Source organism: Paenibacillus sp. FSL W7-1332 (assembly GCF_037969785.1).
In the GTDB taxonomy this organism is placed as follows: Bacteria; Bacillota; Bacilli; order Paenibacillales; family Paenibacillaceae; genus Paenibacillus_AQ.
In genome coordinates this window covers 3,591,736-3,612,612 of the sequence record NZ_CP150209.1, presented here as the reverse complement: position 1 = coordinate 3,612,612, position 20,877 = coordinate 3,591,736, and the positions used below count along the sequence as shown (strand labels likewise).

At 48.5% G+C, this 20,877-nt stretch carries 23 protein-coding genes; all 23 read left to right on the top strand.

The window, feature by feature from the left end; translation table 11 throughout:
* Positions 1–2: 2 nt before the first annotated feature.
* A complete protein-coding gene (gene opp1B, locus MKX98_RS16095; RefSeq protein ID WP_194542676.1) occupies positions 3–935 on the top strand; it encodes a nickel/cobalt ABC transporter permease in 933 nt (310 codons plus the stop codon).
* A complete protein-coding gene (gene opp1C, locus MKX98_RS16090) occupies positions 935–1,816 on the top strand; it encodes a nickel/cobalt ABC transporter permease (RefSeq protein WP_194542675.1) in 882 nt (293 codons plus the stop codon). The genes opp1B and opp1C overlap by 1 nt, the downstream gene beginning before the upstream one ends.
* Positions 1,803–2,609, top strand: coding sequence for an ABC transporter ATP-binding protein (locus MKX98_RS16085; protein WP_339224088.1), 807 nt, complete (start codon positions 1,803–1,805; stop codon positions 2,607–2,609). The genes opp1C and MKX98_RS16085 overlap by 14 nt, the downstream gene beginning before the upstream one ends.
* A 3-nt stretch (positions 2,610–2,612) precedes the next feature.
* Entirely contained in the window at positions 2,613–3,359 is a 747-nt protein-coding gene (locus MKX98_RS16080) for an ABC transporter ATP-binding protein (RefSeq protein ID WP_339224086.1), read from the top strand.
* 26 nt (positions 3,360–3,385) lie between these two features.
* Positions 3,386–4,600 (top strand): MFS transporter, encoded by a 1,215-nt coding sequence (locus MKX98_RS16075; protein ID WP_339224463.1) that lies wholly within the window; start codon positions 3,386–3,388, stop codon positions 4,598–4,600.
* Between the two features lie 52 nt (positions 4,601–4,652).
* Positions 4,653–5,708, top strand: a complete 1,056-nt coding sequence (locus tag MKX98_RS16070) for an ABC transporter substrate-binding protein (protein ID WP_220685266.1) — start codon at positions 4,653–4,655, stop codon at positions 5,706–5,708.
* Positions 5,709–5,785: 77 nt separating this feature from the next.
* Complete coding sequence (locus MKX98_RS16065) at positions 5,786–6,745, top strand: iron ABC transporter permease (RefSeq protein ID WP_233354896.1); 960 nt, start codon at positions 5,786–5,788, stop codon at positions 6,743–6,745.
* The gene (locus tag MKX98_RS16060) at positions 6,742–7,794 is read left to right on the top strand and encodes an iron ABC transporter permease (RefSeq protein WP_339224084.1); all 1,053 of its coding nucleotides are present in this window, start codon (positions 6,742–6,744) and stop codon (positions 7,792–7,794) included. Before MKX98_RS16065 ends, MKX98_RS16060 begins: the two co-directional genes overlap by 4 nt.
* A gap of 32 nt (positions 7,795–7,826) precedes the next feature.
* Positions 7,827–8,642 carry an ABC transporter ATP-binding protein gene (locus MKX98_RS16055; RefSeq protein ID WP_339224082.1) on the top strand — a complete coding sequence of 272 codons (816 nt, stop codon included), beginning with the start codon at positions 7,827–7,829 and terminating at the stop codon, positions 8,640–8,642.
* 249 nt (positions 8,643–8,891) lie between these two features.
* Positions 8,892–10,079, top strand: coding sequence for a GTP-binding protein (locus MKX98_RS16050; protein WP_339224080.1), 1,188 nt, complete (start codon positions 8,892–8,894; stop codon positions 10,077–10,079).
* A 79-nt stretch (positions 10,080–10,158) separates the two neighbouring features.
* Positions 10,159–10,491 carry a DUF3024 domain-containing protein gene (locus MKX98_RS16045; RefSeq protein ID WP_194542669.1) on the top strand — a complete coding sequence of 111 codons (333 nt, stop codon included), beginning with the start codon at positions 10,159–10,161 and terminating at the stop codon, positions 10,489–10,491.
* Between the two features lie 48 nt (positions 10,492–10,539).
* Positions 10,540–11,355, top strand: a complete 816-nt coding sequence (locus tag MKX98_RS16040; RefSeq protein WP_220685271.1) for an ATP-binding protein — start codon at positions 10,540–10,542, stop codon at positions 11,353–11,355.
* A gap of 95 nt (positions 11,356–11,450) precedes the next feature.
* Positions 11,451–11,600, top strand: a complete 150-nt coding sequence (gene rpmG, locus MKX98_RS16035; RefSeq protein WP_007127873.1) for a 50S ribosomal protein L33 — start codon at positions 11,451–11,453, stop codon at positions 11,598–11,600.
* 77 nt (positions 11,601–11,677) lie between these two features.
* The gene (locus tag MKX98_RS16030; RefSeq protein ID WP_194542667.1) at positions 11,678–12,385 is read left to right on the top strand and encodes a metal ABC transporter ATP-binding protein; all 708 of its coding nucleotides are present in this window, start codon (positions 11,678–11,680) and stop codon (positions 12,383–12,385) included.
* Complete coding sequence (locus tag MKX98_RS16025) at positions 12,331–13,194, top strand: metal ABC transporter permease (RefSeq protein ID WP_220685272.1); 864 nt, start codon at positions 12,331–12,333, stop codon at positions 13,192–13,194. The genes MKX98_RS16030 and MKX98_RS16025 overlap by 55 nt, the downstream gene beginning before the upstream one ends.
* Positions 13,187–14,392 carry a metal ABC transporter substrate-binding protein gene (locus MKX98_RS16020; RefSeq protein WP_339224074.1) on the top strand — a complete coding sequence of 402 codons (1,206 nt, stop codon included), beginning with the start codon at positions 13,187–13,189 and terminating at the stop codon, positions 14,390–14,392. Before MKX98_RS16025 ends, MKX98_RS16020 begins: the two co-directional genes overlap by 8 nt.
* A gap of 29 nt (positions 14,393–14,421) precedes the next feature.
* On the top strand, positions 14,422–14,691 hold the full coding sequence (gene rpsN, locus MKX98_RS16015; RefSeq protein WP_113059885.1) for a 30S ribosomal protein S14: 270 nt from the start codon (positions 14,422–14,424) through the stop codon (positions 14,689–14,691).
* A gap of 101 nt (positions 14,692–14,792) precedes the next feature.
* Entirely contained in the window at positions 14,793–15,245 is a 453-nt protein-coding gene (locus MKX98_RS16010) for a transcriptional repressor (RefSeq protein WP_194542664.1), read from the top strand.
* A 31-nt stretch (positions 15,246–15,276) separates the two neighbouring features.
* Entirely contained in the window at positions 15,277–15,759 is a 483-nt protein-coding gene (locus MKX98_RS16005) for a hypothetical protein (protein WP_339224071.1), read from the top strand.
* Positions 15,760–15,852: 93 nt separating this feature from the next.
* Positions 15,853–16,899 (top strand): ABC transporter substrate-binding protein, encoded by a 1,047-nt coding sequence (locus MKX98_RS16000; RefSeq protein WP_339224069.1) that lies wholly within the window; start codon positions 15,853–15,855, stop codon positions 16,897–16,899.
* Between the two features lie 34 nt (positions 16,900–16,933).
* Positions 16,934–17,878 (top strand): iron ABC transporter permease, encoded by a 945-nt coding sequence (locus MKX98_RS15995; RefSeq protein ID WP_233354888.1) that lies wholly within the window; start codon positions 16,934–16,936, stop codon positions 17,876–17,878.
* An 82-nt stretch (positions 17,879–17,960) separates the two neighbouring features.
* The gene (locus MKX98_RS15990; protein ID WP_339224066.1) at positions 17,961–18,890 is read left to right on the top strand and encodes an AAA family ATPase; all 930 of its coding nucleotides are present in this window, start codon (positions 17,961–17,963) and stop codon (positions 18,888–18,890) included.
* Between the two features lie 14 nt (positions 18,891–18,904).
* Positions 18,905–20,851, top strand: coding sequence for a VWA domain-containing protein (locus tag MKX98_RS15985; protein ID WP_339224064.1), 1,947 nt, complete (start codon positions 18,905–18,907; stop codon positions 20,849–20,851).
* Positions 20,852–20,877 lie beyond the last annotated feature (26 nt).

Genomic DNA, 20,877 nt, shown 5'->3' with positions numbered 1-20,877 from the left:
TTATGGGAAGTTATATTATTAAACGTCTATTATTGTCCGTTCCAATTCTGGTCGTCATATCGTTTTTGACTTTCCTATTGATTAATCTGTCTCCGATGGACCCTGTGGAAGTAGTGCTTCGCGCCCAAGAGGTCCCTGAAATCACGGACGAGCTGGTTGCCAAAACGAGGGAGGAACTGGGAATGAATCAGCCATTCCTTAAACAGTATGCAGACTGGGTGTTAGCCAGTCTTCGACTGGATTTTGGAGAGTCCTATGTAACAGGGCAATCGGTTTGGTCATTAATAGGCCCCGCGTTTCTTAATACGTTAAAGCTTACTTTAATTTCATCGTTCTTCATTATCTTGCTATCTATCATCTTGGGGGTTGTTTGTGCACTCAATGAAGGTAAGTTATTGGATCGGTCAATCAGAGGGTGGTCCTTCCTTCTGACCGCAATGCCTTCCTATTGGCTGGCCTCGCTTATGATCTGGTATTTTTCCGTCCATTTGGACCTATTACCGACAAGTGGGATGGATTCTTATCAAAGCTACATTCTACCGGTGACGGTCATATCAGTGGCTTATGTAGGCATTTACTTCAGAAACGTAAGAAGCTCCATGCTCTTTCAATTACACGAAGATTATGTTGTCTATGGGAGAGCTTGCGGTTTGCCTGAGAGGAAGATCACCATTCATATTCTACGAAATTCCTTGCAGGTCGCCGTATCCATATTTTGCATGGCCATTCCGATTATATTGGGAAGTACGGTCGTTATCGAAAATGTATTTGCATGGCCGGGACTCGGTCGGTTAAGCATAAAGTCGATTCTGAGCAGGGACTTCCCAGTCATACAGGCTTATGTCCTTATTATGGCCGTAGCTTTTGTATTGTTTAACACCCTGGCTGACCTGATTAATGCGGCATTCAATCCGAAGCTAAGGAAGGAAATCTGATGAGAGTCCTAAAAAATTTAAGCAATGACAAGCTAGCCAGCCTGTCTCTGATTGTTATTGCAGCAATCCTAATCGTTGGTGTCGCAGCCCCCGTGTTCGCTCCGCATGATCCTAACGAAGTTAATATGGATCTTCGGTATGAAGGGATTTCCTGGTCTCATTGGCTTGGTAACGATCATTTAGGGAGAGATATTCTATCCCGGCTGATTTACGGTATTCGCCCCAGCATACTTTGGGTTTTAGTTGCACTCATGGCATCAGTAGGCGTGGGGGCGATTGTAGGCTTTATCTCAGGATACTTTCGCGGGAAAACAGATAAGGTATTCATGAGACTATGTGATATTATGCTATCCTTTCCGGGATATGTCATGACCTTAGCGGTCGTGGGCATTCTGGGGGCGGGTCTCGAGAACATATTGATTGCATTCGTTGCTATGAAATGGGCGTGGTTTGCCCGCGTCATCAGGACATCGGTCATGCAGTATTCCGAGATGGATTATGTCAAGTTTTCAAAGGCAGCGGGCATCAACAATCGCAAGATCATCCTTCAACATATTGTTCCCGTGACATTTTCCGATATTGCAGTTACCGCAAGCGGTTCGATGTGTTCCATGATTCTGCAAATTTCAGGATTATCGTTTCTTGGATTGGGAATAAAGGCCCCGCACGCCGAGTGGGGAATGATGCTGAATGAGGCGAGAGAGGTAATGTTCTCCCGTCCGGAACTCATGCTTGCGCCTGGGCTGGCCATTGTAATTGCCGTCTTAGCGTTTAATTTTTTGGCGGATGGACTTCGGGATGCGCTGGATCCGAAACGAATGAACTCGGGAAGAATGCAAAGAAATGCAGAGGTGGAGAAACCGGCCTATGAATATGCTTGAGGTAAATCAACTGAGGGTTTGGAACGCGAAAGACGGTAAAGATATCATCAATAACAGCTCGTTTCAGCTAAAGTCGGGCACCTGTCTGGCCATCGTAGGAGAAAGCGGAAGCGGCAAATCCATGACATGCAGGTCCATTATCCGTTTACACAAGCCAGGGATTCGCCAATCCGGGAATATCTTGTTTAAAGGGGATGATTTAACCCTACTCCCGGAGAAGGAAATGAGAAAAAGACGCGGCAAATACATTTGCATGATCATGCAGAATGGAATGAGCGCATTCGATCCATCATGCGTAGTCGGCGTGCATTTCAAGGAGACACTGAAGCAGCATTTCGGCTGGGGTAAAAGCGAGGCGGAATCCATCATGATAAATGCCATGAAGAGCGTCATGCTTCATGATCCACAGGAGATCATGAATAAATACCCTTACCAATTGTCGGGCGGGATGCTGCAGCGATTAATGATTGCAATGGCATTGGTCCTTGAACCCGACGTTATCATCGCGGACGAACCGACAACGGCACTGGATACGATTTCTCAATATGAAGTGCTCGAGCAATTAATTCAGCTTCGCGAACGCACAGGCAGTTCTATGATATTTGTCTCCCACGATCTGGGGGTTGTGAGGAAGATTGCGGACGAAGTCATTGTGATGAGAAACGGAGAGATTGTTGAAAGGGGCATAACCGAAACGGTATTTACAGATGCGAACCACGCATACACCCAATACTTGGTTTCTACTCGCCTCGAGCTGAGCAACCATTTCAATTCCATCATGAAGGGAGAGTAATCCGTGCTGAAAGTCGAAGGCGTCGATAAATCCTACCGCATTGGCGGATGGATGACGGGTAAACGTCAAAACATTCTCAGGAACGTAAGCTTTGAATGCGGGAAGGGCGAGTGTCTTGGTATTATTGGAGAAAGCGGCAGCGGAAAATCAACGCTTGGACGTCTCATCTTGGGCATCGAGAAGCCAGATAGTGGAAGGATCGTTTTCGAAGGTAACAACATGACGCACCGACAAACCAGATTGGGCAATATCAGTGCAGTATTTCAAGATTATACATCTTCCATTAACCCGTACTTTACGGTTGAAGAAGCCATCATGGAACCATTGAGAGCTTTAAGGGGACCCGGAAAAGATCTTCGAGGCAAAATCGACGTTCTGTTGGGTCGAGTCGGGTTGGATTCCTCGTACAAAAAAAAGTATCCTCATGAGCTGTCCGGGGGGGAAGTGCAAAGGGTATGCATCGCAAGAGCCGTTTCAACGGAGCCAAAGTGCATTGTACTCGATGAAGCCGTGAGTTCCTTGGATGTATCTGTTCAGATTCAAGTTCTACGATTATTAAAGGAACTAAAAGAAATCTATCAGATGAGTTATGTCTTTATTACCCATGATATACAAGCAGCAGCTTACCTTTGCAATCGGATCCTTATTTTTAAAAGTGGTCAGGTTGAGGAGATAGTTCTCGTCGAGCAATTAAAGCAGGTCCAATCGGACTATGCCAAGCGACTGATCGATCACTTGATTACATTTTGACATTTTCAACGCAGGAGGATTGAATGATGAGTGGAGCGATGTCTTGGCCATTTCTGCGTTTATACTTGCTCACACTGCTATATTTCAGCGCCAATGCCATTCTGAACGTCATCATACCGCTCCAGGGAGCTGCATGGGGAGCAAGCGGCACAACGATCGGCATTATTATGGGCGCCTACATGTTTACAACTATGTTTTTTCGGCCGTGGGCCGGCCAATGGATCCAAAAGTACGGGCCAATTAGGATCCTTCGCATTATTCTCTTGGTCAACGCTGCTGCTTTAATACTGTATTCATTCACCGGGTTAAGTGGGTATTTGGTTGCACGAATACTGCAAGGTGTTTCAACAGCATTTTTTTCGATGGCCCTACAGATTGGCATTATTGACGCTTTGCCAGAGAAAGATCGTTCTCAAGGCATCTCCTTTTACTCTTTATTTTCATATATTCCGGGCATTATCGGTCCTGTTTTTGCTATAGGTTTCTGGCAAACGAACGGGATGGACTCCATATCGATCATCTTAATCCTGATTGCTATCAGTACTGGTCTTTTCGGATACGCAGTCAAAATGGACCCGGCATCGGGATCTTCCGATGCGCCCACCACGAATTCAGGGGTATTTCAGTCCTTTGGACAGATCATAAAAAATCCACTCATGTTCAAATGCAGTGTACTGATGCTCTCGTCGTCAATCGTGTTTGGAGCGGTAACCACGTTTATGCCGCTCTACGGCTCTCAGTTGGAGAGCGGCCATGCCGGCATCTATTTGATGCTCCAAGCCGCTGTTGTAGTCGCTGCTCGTTTCACGCTAGGAAAAAGAATCCCTTCCGATGGCAGATGGCATTCGTGGTTTGTCATGGGAATCATGTTTCTCATTGCCCTCGCTTCCCTATGCATCAGTATTTCTCAACTATGGGGTTCTCTATTTCTGTACGCAGGAGCCATAGTTATGGGCATTGCGCAGGCACTCCTGTATCCGACACTAACAACCTATTTATCTTTTGTATTGCCTCAACAAAGCCGCAATGTATTGATAGGCTTGTTTATCGCAATGGCCGATCTCGGTGTATCTTTGGGCGGTGTCGTTATGGGACCGATCGCCGATGTTCTATCTTACTCCTCCATGTACTTGATCTGTGCTGCCTTGGGGCTGATTATGATTGTTTTTGCATATGGGCGCAGTGATAGGAAGGCTTCGAGAAGTTTGGCCAGTGAAGAAGATAATGTACAGAGTACATAGCTTCATCTGTATTATTCGTAATAATTACACTGAATTAAAGGAGATGTAACCCATGCGCAAACGACTAGGTATCATATTTTTGATAATTGCAGCACTCATTTCTGGCTGCAGCAGTGTTCCCCAAGACCCGCCTCAAGAAACGGGGACTGAAAATGCAACGGACAGAGCGGATCCAAATGTTGAAAAAGCAACGCCAAGTGCTGAAGAGGCAGCGTCAAATGAGGAAGGAAAAAACTCCGAAGCGACATTCAAGGATGTAACCGGCACTGAGATATCCGTTGACCTGCCGGTGGAGAAGGTGGCGTGTTTAACAGAGATCTGCGTAGATGCCCTGGTTGAGCTGGGATTGAAACCCGCTGCGGTAACTGCAGGAGGACTAGCGCCTGAACCAGAATTTTATGGTGAGGAAGCCGCAAGCCTTGGACAAATCGGAGGAAGCTTCTTTGAACCCAATTTGGAGGATATTTCGTTAGCGGGGCCGGATCTTGTCATCGGATTGGAAGGAACCCATGAAGGTTTACGGGAAGGCTTAGCCGGCATTGCTCCGCTGTACATCGTCCAGCCCAAAAGTATGCTAGAATCGATCGAGTTCTTACAGCATATGGGCCAGCTGACCGGAAAAGTAGCAGAAGCCGAAGCGGCCGAGAAGCGCCTGCTGGATAAATTCAACTACTACAAAGAACACAGTCCGAAGGATAAAACCGCGCTGGTGATGTACGGGTCCGATGTAAACTTCGGGATCGATACGGCCGGGTCACTCGTAGGCTCGGTGCTGGCGGAAGTGACGCAATACCCATGGCCCGCACCCGAGGCAGATGGCGGCCATCAAGCAGGGGGGATGGCTTATTCGTTGGAAAAGGTGCTTGAGAACGATCCGGATTATATTTTTGTCGAGACCTTCACGTTCAGCCCAGATGCACAGCCATTATCCGAGCAATTCAAGACGAACCCGCTGTGGTCCAGACTCAGCGCGGTAAAGAATGGACAGGTTCATGAGATGCGCACGTCCGTATGGGCGAGCGGCAGAGGAACACGTTCGCTCGGCATCATATTAGACGAAGCGATGAGCATCATGTATCCCGAGCTTTATAAGAAAGCGGTGGAATAGCATTGCAGAGTACCGATTCCACCATAGTCAAGAGAGCAAATATAGGGGGTGCGCCCCTTTTTTTTGCCTTGTTTATCATGCTGGCTGCTGCTATGGCGATAGGCATGAAGTACGGCTACCCGGAAATATCCTGGTCAGGCTTGCGGCAGCTGCTGTTCTTAAACGGGGGAACCGAACTTGAGAGGGTGTCCGTTCTGGAGATCAGGCTCCCTCGAATCGTACTAGGATGCATTGCCGGAGCGATGCTGGGGTTATGCGGCGTTCTTTTGCAGGATGGACTACGAAATTCATTAGCAGGTCCGGAGTTGTTAGGTGTTTCTTCGGGAGCTTCGTTTATGATGGCCCTTATTACGGTTTTACATGTTCCCATTTCCTATGTCATGCAGCCGTGGTTTGCCCTTATTGGAGGACTTATAGGCGGGGCTGTTGTTATTTTGGCAGCTGGGGGAAGGAATGGAGGCATACATATTATCCTTATCGGCGCTGCAGTAACTGCGATCATGAACGGATTGGTGGTATGGGTGATTACGATGGGGTCATCCAATAGTGCAAGCCTCTTGTTTACGTTCCTGATGGGAAATTTGGCGAACCGCAATTGGACTCATGTCGGTTATCTTTTGCCCTGGGCGCTCGTTACGATTCCCCTTTCCCTTAGCTTCGCCAGATCTTTGAACGTTCTGCGCTTGGGGAGCGAGACTGCCGAAGGACTGGGACTTCATGTCATGCGGGTGCGTATTTATCTGCTCATCGTATGCTGCGCGATGACGGCTGCGGTTGTATCCCAGTGCGGACCTATTGGCTATATTGCCTTGATCGCTCCTCACCTTATACGGAGCTTATCACAGCAATATGACGCAAAGTTCGTTCTTCCATTCTCGGCAATGCTCGGAGCCGTACTATTAACAACAGCCGATATCCTGGCACGAACCGTATTTATGCCCAGGGAAGTGCCTGTCGGGCTTTGGACGACTCTAATCGGCGGACCTGTCATTATCGCATTGTTTTTGCGTAAGCTTGGGGGGCGGTCTTCAGAATGAACAAGCTGATCCGGAATCGTAATCCCTATGAGATGACATATAAGATCGGACTCATGGTAGCCTTGCTGCTTATCCTGATTCTGTGTGTCATGCATATCGCATTTGGCAAAGTGGTTATTTCACCGCAACATATTCTGCGTGCATTAGCAAACGCGCATGAAGAGGCACACCATCGACAAATCATATGGCAGCTTCGACTGCCAAGGACCTTGATTGCGCTTGTAGCGGGTGCCATGCTGGGTCTGGCAGGAGCGATTCTTCAGTCCATAACCCGGAACCCATTGGCAGAGCCGGGGTTGCTCGGCGTATCGGCAGGCTCGGTGTTGATGATCGTCATTTGGATCACTTTTGCTGACGGGTTAGGGGATGCGACAAAATATCTTCCTTTGGTTGCATGGGCGGGCGGCATCGGCACTGTGCTTTTTGTAAACGCATTAAGCTTGGGTAAGGGAATGGATATCACCAGGCTTGCATTAGTCGGAATACTGACGGGCAGCGTATTGCAATCCTGCACCTCGTTAATCCTGCTCAGGCATACGGAAGCGGTCGGCAGCATCTTGTTATGGATGATCGGATCCCTTAATGGCCGGGTATGGGTACATTGGGATATGCTTTGGCCTTGGGCTTTACTCATCATTCCTCTGGGTCTGCTTAGCGCAGGAGCTGCGAATGCCTTGCAATTGGGGCAGTCTACGGCAGCTAGTCTGGGCGTACAAGTTCGTCGAATGAGATGGATGATGCTCATCCTGGCGGCAATGCTGACCGCCGGAGCGGTTGCAGCCGTTGGCGCAATCGGATTTATCGGTCTTATCGGCCCTCATATTGCAAGGAGACTGGTAGGCCAAGATGCAAGAAGATTATTCCCTTTCAGTACGGTTGTCACAGGTCTGCTGCTGCTCTGCGCCGATGTCATTGCCCAGGCCGTATCGTTCGAGCTGCGTGTATTCGGTTTAAGCTCGCAAGTTTCCCTTCCGGTTGGGGCAGTTACCGCCTTTATGGGGGCTCCTTTTTTTCTGTATCTCATTAAGCAAAAAAGAAAATCACATTAAATGTTTCAACGAACAAGGAGACAGAGACGAAGATGAAAGAAGATCAATCCCAAAAACCCTTGCTGGAAGCTCAGAAAATAGATTTGCGATATAACGACAAACCCATCCTCAAAGAGCTGTCCATGGATATCCTATCGGGTGGTGTGACCGCGCTCTTGGGCACCAACGGATCCGGCAAATCCACGCTGCTTAAAACCATGGCACGGCTGCTTATGCCGCAGAAAGGGTGTGTATATCTGGATGGGCATGCCATTGCAAAAGAATCTCCGAGGGCCTTGGCAAGGAAAATGGCGATACTCCCTCAGTCACCGGAGGTTCCGATGGCCATAACGGTCAGAGAGCTGGTAGAGCAGGGACGGTATCCTCACGTAGGTCCGCTGCGGATGTTGAAAAAGCAGGATCATGCTGCAATCGAAGAGGCGCTTGAGGTTACCGGAATGCAAGCTTTCGAGCAGCGGCCGCTGGATTCCCTTTCGGGGGGAGAAAGGCAGCGAGCGTGGATTGCCATGGCGATCGCTCAGTCGACTCCCGTGTTAATGCTGGATGAGCCCACGACATTCCTGGATGTTCGACATCAGTTGGAGATATTGGAGCTCGTTAGAAGGCTGAATCAAGAGAGAGGGACTACGATTATTGTTGTGCTTCATGATTTGAATCAGGCGGCGAGATACGCAGATCGAATGGTTGTTCTAAAGGATGGGCGGGTTGTACGGGATGGTACGCCGGATCGAGTGCTGACTGAAGCTGTGCTGCAGGAAGTGTTCGGAATACACGCTACGGTGTTGAAGGATCCTGTGGCGGGAACGCCTATCTTCCTGCCCCATTCAATCGTTCATCGCGAAGGATAAGGTATTGCTCAACGCTTGCAAAATCAAGGGCTGGTAGACCAGGGATCCATATCATCTTTGGTCTATTCGCTGTGGTTTTTTTGGAGCCAAGATAATTTGTGATTCTAAGGACGTGATGTATCGAAATATAGACGTTTGACATTTTGAATAAAAGGAATTATATTAGGTTTGTCATAGATCGTAATCATTACGAATAAGATGGATTAGTCCATTTTAAGTCCAATATCAAGTCACAAGGAGAAGAATGCAATGACACAACAACAAATCCCCGTAACGGTACTCAGCGGGTATCTAGGTTCGGGAAAAACAACGGTATTAAATCACGTTTTGAATAACCGGCAAGGCCTGAAGGTCGCTGTCATTGTAAATGACATGAGCGAGATTAACATTGATGCAGCGCTGGTTAAGGGAGAGGCGTCCTTATCCCGCACGGAAGAGAAGCTGGTCGAGATGTCCAACGGATGCATATGCTGCACGCTGCGAGATGATTTAATGGAGGAAATTGAAAAACTCGCCAATGAACAACGGTTTGATTACATTCTGATTGAATCCACAGGCATCAGCGAACCGATCCCGGTCGCTCAGACATTTACATATGCCGACGAAGAGACAGGGATTGATTTAACGAATCTGGCTAAACTCGATTGTTTGGTCACCGTCGTGGACGCTAATCGATTCTGGCAGGATTTCGCATCCGGTCAGAGCCTTCTGGACCGCAATCAGGGCGCAGGAAGCGAAGATGATCGTGATGTCGTGGATTTGCTTATCGATCAGATCGAAACTTGCGATGTACTGCTGCTAAATAAATGTGATCTCGTGGATGACGAGGAATTGAACAAGCTGGAAGCTGTCCTTCGGAAGCTGCAGCCGAGCGCCAAGATCATTCGTACCCGGAATGGGCAAGTCGATCCGTCTGAGATCTTAAATACGGGATTGTTTGATTTTGAACGGGTAAGCATGTCAGCCGGATGGATCCAGGAATTGCAAAAAGAAACGCATGTCCCGGAGACCGAAGAGTATGGAATAAGCTCCTTCGTGTATCGTCGCAGAAGGCCCTTTCATCCTTCCCGGTTGGCTGAATTCATGGGGGAATGGCCTGAACAGGTAGTGCGTGCGAAAGGACTGGTGTGGTTGGCTGCCGATGGAGATGTTGCGGCAAGCTTAAGCCAAGCCGGCCCCTCGATTCAGTTTGGACCAGCTGGATATTGGGTTGCCGCTCTTCCTGCAGCCGAAAGAGAAGAGATTTTACGAACCGAGGCGGATGTTCGGTCGAAATGGGACACCGATTGGGGAGATCGGCAAACCGAGTTGGTGATGATCGGGATCGACATGGATCGAGAGAATGTTGAGGATGCGTTGGATCAGTGTCTGCTTACCGATGAGGAAATGAGCTTGAATTGGGCGCGCTTTGAGAATCCATTGCCTTGGATTGCATAACTGATAGAGCGGCTATTGATTTAAAATTACGTGAACAGCGCGCTAGAAGAATAAACCGAGGAATAGGAGGTATTTTAGCGTGGACCCATTTACGTACAAAAGGATCTGTGCAATTCTTGAGGGTTACATTGCCGTGAAAGTACCTGCGGATCTTAGAGCGTCTGTTCGGCTAACATATCGGACTCTTGAAGATACCGTCATCCTTTCGGAAGAAAGACCCGATTGGGATCGACGGGAATGGATGTCTACCGAGCTAGTGCAATTTCATTTCCACAAAGGTACATGGAGAGTCTATGCCAAGCCGAACGGCAATGAATGGATTCCAGTTTCGTCTATTAATCCCAGCAATGATTTTGAAGAGGTGCTGGAGCAGGTAGAAATTGATGCCCAAGAGGTTATATGGGTTACTTAAACCGGGTTACATCCATCTATATACACACTGAAGGAGCTACAACTATCGATGAGCAAAAGTAATACGAGTCAGCGTCTTCCTCGTGCGAAGGGAATTGACATGGCAAGCCTATATTCTCCCAAGGACTGTGCCAAAAAGGCAAAGCATCTCATTTTGCCAGAAATCAATCAAAGAATTGTGAATGAATTTGTTGAAATTTTAGGGATGAGGGAGGAGTTTGAACAGCATGGCGTGCCGGTTCCAAACAAGATTGTCATGTACGGCCCTCCAGGAACAGGAAAGACCTTAACGGCTTTTTACATGGCTAAGGTCCTTGAACTTCCACTTGTCTTGGTTCGCTTGGACGCGATCATCCACAGTCATTTGGGGGAAACCGGAAGCAATATCCGTAAAATATTCGATTATGCCGACACATTTTCGTGTGTTCTGTTCCTGGATGAATTCGATGCCATTGCCCGGACTCGAGATAACAACGATGAAGTCAAGGAGATGGCGCGTGCTGTAAATACGTTGCTCCAATGCTTGGATGACTTTGGAGACCGGAGCATTATTATGGCGGCCACCAATTTAGAAAAGGATCTGGATCAGGCTATATGGCGCCGATTCGATACGAAGTTAATCTATACCGTGCCTGAGCTGGAGCAAAGGAAGTTATACATTGAAATTCTCATTGGCGAATTTGAATATGATCCGTCAATTCTCACTGAAACTTGCCAGCAGCTTGCAAGGTGCAGCTTTGCTGATATTGAACAAATTGTACTAAAAGCAAAACGAAAAGCGATTATTGAGCGAATGCCTCTTCAGATGAAGCATATGCAGAACGCTATTGAAGAGTATAATCCAATAACCGTCGCTGCTCATTAATAGATGTCATAAATCCGATAGATGGGTTGACAAAAGATACACATAGAGGGTAGTATTACTAATCGTAAACATTACTAATAAGGAGGATGCAAAATATGAGAGTCATCGTTACATTGGCATGCACCGAAACGGGAGATCGCAATTACACGACAACCAAAAATAAGAAAAATCATCCAGAGCGTTTGGAAATGCGCAAGTATTGCCCTAGATTGAAAAGATATACGTTACATCGTGAGACACGTTAATATAAGCAGCGTCATTAATCGTAATTATTACGCAAGACAGTGTTGAATGTTCTGTCATGAGGAAGGAAGAGATAGAAATGATTATGTCCTCCATGCGCGACGTCGTGTTTGGATACGGAGATCGAACCGTCATCGAGAACCTGTCACTGGATATCCATACCGGGCAATTTATCGTTATTTCAGGCCCCAATGGTGCAGCGAAATCGACCTTGCTTAAATTGATGCTGGGTTTGATCAAGCCGTGGAGCGGAACGATTGAAATGAATCGTGTATCGGAGGACGGATCACCAATAACGGTTGGTTATGTTCCTCAACTTGTGGCTTCGTTTAACGCCGGTTTCCCCAGTAAAGTCATCGAACTCGTTCGTTCAGGCCGTTATCATCGTCTCGGGTTGTTCAAACGGTTTGCAGCCAGCGATCATGAGGCCGTCAAGCAAAGCTTGATTGAAGTGGGGATGTGGGAATATCGCAACCATAAGATTGGCGAATTGTCAGGGGGGCAGAAGCAACGGGTTTGTATTGCCAGAGCATTGGCTCAGGAGCCGGAGGCGCTGATCCTCGATGAACCAACAACCGGGATGGATGAAGCGAGCCGTAAAGAGTTATACGAGCTGCTGGATCACTATGTGAAACATAGAGGCAAAACGGTTATCATGGTTACCCATTCATTGGAGGAAATCGATCCTTACCTGGACCGGGTCGTCCATCTGGAACGAAAGGAGGATACGGGATGGCGATGCTCGGTTACGAATTCATGCAGCGCGCGTTTTGGGCAGGAGGCCTGATCGGTGTAATCGCTCCGATCCTCGGCGTATATTTAATGCTTCGTCGGCAGGTGCTTATGGCTGACACCCTCTCCCATGTATCGTTGGCAGGGGTGGCATTAGGATCGTTCCTGCAACTCAATCCGACGATAAGCGGATTTGTGATCGCCATTATCGGAGCTCTTGTCATTGAACAGCTTCGAAGGGTATACCGCACCTACACCGAGGTGCCGGTAGCCATTATCATGACCTCCGGACTGGCAGTGGCCGTCGTCCTGATGAGTTTGAATGCGCATTTGAACAAAAGCTTCAGTTCCTACCTTTTTGGATCCATCGTTGCGGTCAGTGATACACAACTAGGACTGATTGCCATCGTAACCGCATTAGGGCTGGTGTTTTTTGTTGCCTTACGCCGGCCCCTGTATAACTTCGCCTTTGATGAGGAAACTGCTGCAATTTCAGGAACTCGGGTTTCGATTCTATCGTTTTCATTCGCCGTGTTCACAGGCATGACGGTCGCTGCTTCCATGCCGATCGTTGGTGTATTGCTAGTATCGGCACTTATTGTACTTCCAGCCTCGATAGCGCTCCGGATTGCTCCCGGATTTTTAGCTGCCATGGGAGTAGCCGTCCTTACAGGATTGTTTGGCGTTTTCTCGGGGTTAACCGCCTCCTACTATTTGAATTCGCCACCCGGTGGCACGATTGCACTCATTTTGTTAGGGTTCTTGCTCATAGCCGTATTCATTCAGAAGCTGCTGCAATTGCGAAATCGAAGAGCTGTACAAATAAACAAACCGAAAGTAAGAGGAGTTATTAATCATGATTAAGAGTTATAAACGAATCTTTGCCGCTTTTTCATTATCCGCAGCATTGGCTGTCGCGGGCTGCGGCTCTGCCAAGCCAAGTGAATCCAATGGAAGCATGAATACAACAGATAGCCAAGTAACAGATACATCGACAGCAACAAAATTAAAGATTAAAACAAGCTTCTATCCGATGTATGAATTTACGCGCCAAGTTGCCGGCGATTTGGCGGATGTTGAGAATTTGGTACCGGCAGGGGTTGAACCGCATGACTGGGAACCTACGCCGCAGGATATGGCAGGCATTGCTGATGCTGACGTGATTGTGTATAACGGTGCAGGTATGGAGAGTTGGATTGATCAGGTACTGGATAGCGTCAAAGATCGTGATCTAAAGGTAATTGAGGCTAGTCAAGGAATAGAGATCATGGAAGGCGAACACAGCCATGAAGAGGAGCATGCCCATGGCCACGGCACAGAGGGCGAACATAGCCACGAAGATGAACATGCCCATGATCATGGCATAGAGGGCGAACATAGCCACGAGGATGAACATGCGCACGACCATGGGGCAGAGGGTGCACATAGCCACGAAGATGAACATGCCCATGACCATGGTGCAGAGGATGAACACAGCCACGAAGATGAACATGCCCATGATCATGGCGAAGAAGGTGGGCATCATCATGATCACGGTGGTCTTGACCCACATGTGTGGCTTTCGCCTGCTCTTGCTATTCAGCAAGTGCGTAATATTGAACAAGGCCTGGCTGAAGCAGATCCTGAGCATAAGGATGCCTACAAAGCGAATGCAGATGCCTACGTAAGCAAGCTGGAGGCGTTGGATCAGGAGTTTAACGAAGGATTGAAGGATTCCAAGAGAAAAGACTTCATCACCCAGCATGCTGCTTTCGGGTATTTAGCCCATGAATATGGTTTAACCCAGGTACCGATCGCGGGGTTGTCTCCGGATCAAGAGCCGTCGGCTTCGCAAATGGCGAAGATCATTGAATTTGCCAAGGAGAACAATGTAAAAACTATATTTTTTGAAACGCTCGTCGCCTCAAACGTTGCAGAGACGATCGCAACTGAAATCGGAGCATCCACAGCCGTGCTGAATCCGATTGAAGGCTTGACGGAGGAAGATATCGCAAAAGAACTTGATTACATTGCAATCATGCATCAAAATCTCCAAGCCTTGCAAGCTGCTTTAAATGAATAAATCTTAAGAATAGAGGAGGATTGTTTTAGATGGCAAAAAAGTCCAAAGTCATTAAAGAACGAAAAAGACAGCAAGTCGTGGCCAAATATGCTGAAAAACGCAGGGAGCTAAAAGAAAAAGGGGACTATGAGGGACTGCAGAAGCTTCCTCGTGACTCCTCCCCGACACGACTTCACAATCGCTGCGCGGTTAGCGGCAGACCAAGAGGCTATATTAGCAAGTTTGGCGTGTCACGGATCGTCTTTCGCGAGCTAGCCCACAAAGGACAAATTCCAGGCGTGAAAAAGTCCAGTTGGTAAGACGCAACATCTGGGTATAGGATCGTGGGCTGTGTACTAAAGTTGTCTAACATAAATCATATCATGATAGTAGCAGGCAGGTGATCAGGTTGAATCCTGGCATGCAGCTCGATAAAATGATTGACTACCTGGTTGAGCATGGCGTGCGAATTACAACGCAGCGAAGATTCCTTGTTGATCTGATTTTAGGATTAAACCGTCCATTCTCAGCCATAGAGATATACCAAGCCATGGAGAAAACCTTTCATGGATTGAGTTACGGTACAGTATATCGGAATCTTGAGCTTTTTAGGCAATTGCGGATCGTTGAGATTTTCGTGTTGGATAATGAATTGCGGTATCGCATAATCGATCATGTTCAGCCGCAGCTTTATTTTATATGCATGGATTGTAAACAAACCATTCCGATGAGCTTTGATCCAGAGGAGATGGAGTTACCCAAGCCCCAGCAGTTTCGATCACTGAAATACAAAATTGATATTTTCGGTTACTGCACGGATTGTGAAAGTTCATTAGAAACACATGCTCCCGCTAGACCGGAATGGAATGACTGAGCAAGCATCATGGCCGACAGGGAGGACAGAGATGGCGGACAGGGTTAGGATCTTCGATCAAGAAGCAGAACGAGTGATAAGTACGCACAGCAAAGATCAGTGGAACCGCCGGGAGATGGAATTGGGGAAATGGGCGAAGCTGTCCAAGCAGCGAATGCGGGAAAAGCAGACAGTCTGGTTAGGTAACATAGAACTTGACGCAGAACTTCTTCCTGCGTATATGTATTTCAAACGAGCAGGGATACAGACAGAGTATTCCTGCGCGGGAGTCAGCCTCTTGGATGAGCCGGAAGACCACTCGCTCTATGCGTATGTCACCTTCATCTCCTCGGTGCAGGCAAAGTCATTTATCGAGTTCGCAATGGAGCGAATGAAACACCGTTTGCTTGTTACTTACGAGCCATCCAGGAACCGCTATGATCTGTCCTCCTTTTTTATTCGGCACAATCGGAGATTCTGTACTTTAATGAATCATTATGCCAAAGAATTCTGCATTAATACGGTAAGCAAATAAGCATCTTCTATAATCGTAAAAATTACATTCTACATAGAATGTCGTTACTAGCTGCTAAATCAAAGGATTTAGTCATAAGGGGAGAACGAGTCCATGTCTTTGCAATTAAGCAAGAAAAAAACACATTACATCTTGACGATCTGTATTATCGTCGTATTCGCACTTGTTGCGTCAGCGTGCAATGGAACCGAAACTTCAGGCAGCCAGGAGACAGAAGCTCATGACCAAAAAGAACTGAAGTCATCGGAAACAGAAACTGAGCCCCCAGCAGTCAACGAAGCTTATATCACTTTCCAAGACGCGACGAATCGTACGATTACGCTCGAACAGCGTCCGGAACGAATCGTCGTGCTGTCACCCGAATTCCTTGAGCTGCTGTATGCTGTGGGAGGACAAGCGGTAGGGCGGATGGAAGCCCTGGGCGTTTCGATCCCTGAAGAAGCAGAAGCGGTAGCGTCTGTCGGAACCGTAAGTCAGATTAGCTTGGAGCAGGTGGTGGCTTTAAAACCGGATCTGGTCATCGGGCAAGCACGTTTTCATAAGGAGCTTGTAAAGTCGCTGGAGAGCAGTGGCATTGACGTGGCGCTAATGAGCATGTCCAGCTACGAGGATATGAAGTCAAAGGCGGAATGGATGGCGAAGATTGCCGGGACGGAAGAACAGCTGCAGGAAAAGCTGAAGACATTAGATGACCGGGTGAATGAAGTTCTGCAGCAATTGCCGGGAGATCATCGTACCTTTATCAATCTAAACGTCACCCCCGGTGGAATTTCCATTCAGAAGGACGGAACAACAGGACTGGAGATAGCTAAAATGCTTGGCCTGAGCAACGTGGCAGAGACTCTAGCATCATCGCCTGACAGTCCAACCACGTCCCCTTACAGCATGGAGACGCTTGCGAAGCAGAATCCGGATTATATCTTTATGATCATCCACGGACAAAAGGCTGTGGGGGATAAGAAAATTAAGGAGGAACTCGAGAGCAATCCTGCATGGGCTTCTATAGGAGCTGTCAAAGAACAGCGAGTGATTGTCGTACCATCCGATTTATTCCTCACGAATCCAGGCCTTCACTATGATGAATCGCTGAAGTATTTAGCCAAGCTGGTGTATCCGGAGATCTTCGGTGATGCCGAATAAATCCATTCGCTCTGTGTCCGTGATCATCATATTCATGGTTTTAGCGATAGCAGCTTCCCTTTTTAGCATAGCCACCGGCGCTGTTATGGTTCCGCTTCGAGATATTGCTGCGGCCGTATTGCAACATGATCTGCCCGGAGTGAACCGGGAGATTATCTGGAATATCCGACTGCCACGAACGCTTGTTGCAATGCTTGTTGGAGCGAACCTTGCCGTTTCAGGAGCTTTGCTGCAAGGAATTATGCGAAATCCGCTGGCAGATCCCCATATAATTGGGGTCTCTAGCGGGGCCGGGCTGTTCGGAATTTTCCTGCTTGTCGTTATGCCGCAGTATGATTATCTGTTGACGCCTGCCGCATTCATCGGAGCGACGCTTGCCGCATTCATCATCTATCTGCTGTCTTGGAAAGACGGAGTAAACCCGCTCAGAATTGTCCTTGCAGGTGTGGCAGTCTCCGCCTTTTTGGGATCCGGGATATCAGCAATGCTTACCTTTTACAGCGACAGGGTGCAAGGGGCCTTGCTCTTTATGGTAGGCGGACTTGCAGCTAAAAGCTGGCCCGACCTATCGACCATCCTCCCATACTCTTTAATCGGTCTAGCTCTCTCGATGCTCTTCTCCAAGCAAATGAACATTATGATGCTCGGAGATGCCACGGCTCGGAGTTTAGGGATACGGGTGGAACTTTCCCGATTATGGATAACTGCGATCGCAACGCTGCTTGCAGCCAGTGCCGTCAGCATCGCAGGCCTTCTGGGATTCGTCGGGCTGATCATACCGCACGTCGCCCGGCTGCTTGTCGGAGGGGATTACCGGTTTCTGATTCCTTCCACAGCGCTGTTAGGGGCTGCCGTTCTGACGATTTGCGACACGCTGGCAAGAATTATGTTCTCCCCGATGGAGCTACCGGTCGGAATCATCATGGGTGTGCTGGGAGCGCCCTTTTTCCTGTATCTGTTAAGGAGGAAAAAGGCATGAATCGGATTGAGACACAGGACCTTTCGCCAACGTGTCACGGCCCGAGTATCGGGATTAATGAAGCCATAAGGAGTTGTGATGTTTGAAAGACGTAGAGCAGCAATATCCATTTACAGCCATTGTAGGTCAATCGAGAATGAAACTGGCGCTCATTTTGAACGTCGTAAATCCGAAGCTTGGGGGGGTTTTGATCCGAGGTGAGAAAGGAACGGCAAAATCTACAGCTGTACGGGCATTGGCTGGGCTCATGCCTGATCTAAAAGTCATTAACTTGCCTGTAAGTGCAACGGAAGACCGCGTCGTTGGTGCTCTCGATATTGAGCACGCAATCAAGACAGGAGAGAAGAAATTCGAACCGGGTCTGCTGGCTGCGGCACATGGTCATATTTTATATATCGATGAGATCAATCTGTTGGACGATCATATTGTCGATGTATTGCTGGATGCGGCTGCAATGGGAATCAACACGGTAGAGCGAGAAGGGATATCCTATTCTCATCCGTCGCGATTTCTGTTGGTGGGGACGATGAACCCGGAAGAAGGTGACCTGCGGCCGCAGCTACTGGACCGTTTCGCGCTGTCGGTCGACATCGGCGGAGAGAAGGATGTTCGCGAGCGTGCCCTTGTCATCCGCAGACGTATGGATTTTGAGCGTGACCCTGCATCATTTTCAGCGCATTATGAGGCCGAACAGGAGCGCGTTCTGAATCAGATCCTTCAGGCAAGGGAGCGATTGGATCAGATTGACGTTACAGACGACATGCTGGAGCTGGCAGCAAAAATCGGAATTGCGCTGGAAGTTGAGGGGCATCGATCCGACATTACCCTGATCAAAACAGCGCTCACCCTGGCAGCATGGCAGGGCCAAGATTCAATTAGCCATGAACATATGCAGGAAGTCGCATACCTGGTCTTGCCTCATCGGATGAGACGGCAGCCGTTTGAAGAGTCCGGCGGTATCGAACAGCGATTACATGCGTTACTGCGTTCAACAGCAATGGTACAGGCATGATGAAGGTGGGGGAAATGGAGCAGCTTTCAGTATATCCATTCAGCGGAATCGTTGGACAAGAGAAAGCGAAGCGGGCGCTTCTGCTATATGCTGTGAATCCTGCGATTGGCGGAGTTCTTATTCATGGTTCTAGAGGATCAGGTAAAAGTCATCTGCTGCATGCAGTTTCTTCGATGATCCCTGACCGTCTGAAAATATCCGTACCTGTCAACATCACAGCGGATCGGCTTCTCGGCTCATTCGATATGACGGCCGCCATCGACCGCGGCAGGCTCGTACGTTCCCCGGGTTTGTTAGAAATTGCCGATGGTCAACTGCTGCTGGCCGATCATATGAATCTAGTGCCCGAAGTGCTCATCAGAGAGATTGTCAATACACGCTCGAGCGGCTGGGTTTATCTGCAGCGAGAAGGGATATCAGAAATTCGAGAAAGCCGATTTATGCTGCTTGCGGCAATGGATTTGGGAGACGGCGTTCTTTCGCCTTCACTGCTGGATCACTTTGGATTCTGTGTAACGTTGGCCGAGTTGATAGATCACAAGGATCGAGCCGAGGTAATACGCCGAAGATTACAATTCGAGCAGGACCCCTATGCCTTCCGTAGCCGATATCAGCGTCAGGAAGATGCACTCCGGTTGCAAATCCAAGCGGCCGGACAATTGATTCCTCACATGGAGGTAAGCGCTGAAATGATTCAGCTAGCCTCCTCAACCGCATATGAAGCGGGGATTGCAAGCGCCCGTGCCGAGCTCTCTCTTGTTGAAGGGGCTAAAGCGGCAGCCGCCTGGGATGGGCGCACCAAAGTAACCATGGAGGATATCCGAGAGATCGCCGAGTATGTTCTTCCTCATCGAATGCGAATTGCATTCGAGAACCCCCACGCCCCTGGGAGTCATCCACTTGAACCGGATGCAGGCGATCAGACGAATCCATCACCCGATCAAACGAATTCTTCCCACTCCCCTGCAGAGCATCCCGATCACGGGGATGGGAGGACCAATACGAATGAGGCGGGAGACGCCTTCAAACAAAGCAGAACAGAAATGCTGGTTGTGGAGGATCCTAATGATCCTCAGAATGTATCCAGTGATCGAATGGATGATCAGGTGCTGTTTCCTGACGAGGCGTATCCAATCGAGCCCTTGAAGTTGAACATGAAGCGTAAGTTAGAATATGAGGGCTCGGGAAAGCGACATGATCTGCGTACGGTTCAGAAGAGAGGCAGATCGGTAGGGGCTGTATACCCGAACAGGAAGCAGCGAACCGATGTGGCTTTTGATGCTACGATCCGCGCAGCGGCTCCCTATCAGTTGATCCGTACCAAAAAGGACGGCGTCGCGTTTGCCATTGAACTCGATGATTTGCGTCTCAAGAAAAGAGAGAATCGCGTTGGGTCTACGTTATTGTTTGTGGTTGATGCCAGCGGTTCGATGCTGGCCCGAAAGCGCATGACAGCGGTCAAAGGAGGCATCCTTCATCTGCTCCGGGATTCTTATGTGAAGCGAGACCGAATTGGCATGATCGCGTTCAGACGGGACGAGGCTGAGCTTGTGCTTCCGGTTACACGCAGCATCGATACAGCGTCAAAGCATCTCCGCGATATTCCGACTGGAGGAAGGACGCCTCTGGCAGCCGGGCTTAACCTGGCCTATAAGGTGCTTCAAGCGGAGAAACGAAGAAATCATGATACGATACCGACGTTGATATTCGTTACGGATGGCCGAGCGAACCAAAGTCCTTCAGGATTGTCGGTTTATTCGGACATTTGGAATGAATGCCTGGAGGCCGCAAGCTGGATCCGGCTTGCCGGGATCTCCTGTCTGGTCATTGATACGGAGCAGGGCTTTGTTAAATTGGGACGCTCTAAAGAATTGGCTGAAGCATTGGGTGCTGAGTATCGAGTACTCGAACACTTGAACGAAGATGGATTTACTGGCACGGTTCGAACCATATTGGGTTAGATAACCCTAATCAAGCATGATTCTAT

What these genes read in the sequence shown, in the direction of transcription:
- opp1B (WP_194542676.1), top strand. Translation starts at nt 3, where the DNA reads ATGGGAAGTTATATTATTAAACGTCTATTATTGTCCGTTCCAATTCTG.
- opp1C (WP_194542675.1), top strand. Translation starts at nt 935, where the DNA reads ATGAGAGTCCTAAAAAATTTAAGCAATGACAAGCTAGCCAGCCTGTCT.
- MKX98_RS16085 (WP_339224088.1), top strand. Translation starts at nt 1,803, where the DNA reads ATGAATATGCTTGAGGTAAATCAACTGAGGGTTTGGAACGCGAAAGAC.
- MKX98_RS16075 (WP_339224463.1), top strand. Translation starts at nt 3,386, where the DNA reads ATGAGTGGAGCGATGTCTTGGCCATTTCTGCGTTTATACTTGCTCACA.
- MKX98_RS16070 (WP_220685266.1), top strand. Translation starts at nt 4,653, where the DNA reads ATGCGCAAACGACTAGGTATCATATTTTTGATAATTGCAGCACTCATT.
- MKX98_RS16065 (WP_233354896.1), top strand. Translation starts at nt 5,786, where the DNA reads ATGCTGGCTGCTGCTATGGCGATAGGCATGAAGTACGGCTACCCGGAA.
- MKX98_RS16060 (WP_339224084.1), top strand. Translation starts at nt 6,742, where the DNA reads ATGAACAAGCTGATCCGGAATCGTAATCCCTATGAGATGACATATAAG.
- MKX98_RS16055 (WP_339224082.1), top strand. Translation starts at nt 7,827, where the DNA reads ATGAAAGAAGATCAATCCCAAAAACCCTTGCTGGAAGCTCAGAAAATA.
- MKX98_RS16050 (WP_339224080.1), top strand. Translation starts at nt 8,892, where the DNA reads ATGACACAACAACAAATCCCCGTAACGGTACTCAGCGGGTATCTAGGT.
- MKX98_RS16040 (WP_220685271.1), top strand. Translation starts at nt 10,540, where the DNA reads ATGAGCAAAAGTAATACGAGTCAGCGTCTTCCTCGTGCGAAGGGAATT.
- rpmG (WP_007127873.1), top strand. Translation starts at nt 11,451, where the DNA reads ATGAGAGTCATCGTTACATTGGCATGCACCGAAACGGGAGATCGCAAT.
- MKX98_RS16030 (WP_194542667.1), top strand. Translation starts at nt 11,678, where the DNA reads ATGATTATGTCCTCCATGCGCGACGTCGTGTTTGGATACGGAGATCGA.
- MKX98_RS16025 (WP_220685272.1), top strand. Translation starts at nt 12,331, where the DNA reads ATGGCGATGCTCGGTTACGAATTCATGCAGCGCGCGTTTTGGGCAGGA.
- MKX98_RS16020 (WP_339224074.1), top strand. Translation starts at nt 13,187, where the DNA reads ATGATTAAGAGTTATAAACGAATCTTTGCCGCTTTTTCATTATCCGCA.
- rpsN (WP_113059885.1), top strand. Translation starts at nt 14,422, where the DNA reads ATGGCAAAAAAGTCCAAAGTCATTAAAGAACGAAAAAGACAGCAAGTC.
- MKX98_RS16010 (WP_194542664.1), top strand. Translation starts at nt 14,793, where the DNA reads ATGCAGCTCGATAAAATGATTGACTACCTGGTTGAGCATGGCGTGCGA.
- MKX98_RS16005 (WP_339224071.1), top strand. Translation starts at nt 15,277, where the DNA reads ATGGCGGACAGGGTTAGGATCTTCGATCAAGAAGCAGAACGAGTGATA.
- MKX98_RS16000 (WP_339224069.1), top strand. Translation starts at nt 15,853, where the DNA reads ATGTCTTTGCAATTAAGCAAGAAAAAAACACATTACATCTTGACGATC.
- MKX98_RS15995 (WP_233354888.1), top strand. Translation starts at nt 16,934, where the DNA reads ATGGTTTTAGCGATAGCAGCTTCCCTTTTTAGCATAGCCACCGGCGCT.
- MKX98_RS15985 (WP_339224064.1), top strand. Translation starts at nt 18,905, where the DNA reads ATGGAGCAGCTTTCAGTATATCCATTCAGCGGAATCGTTGGACAAGAG.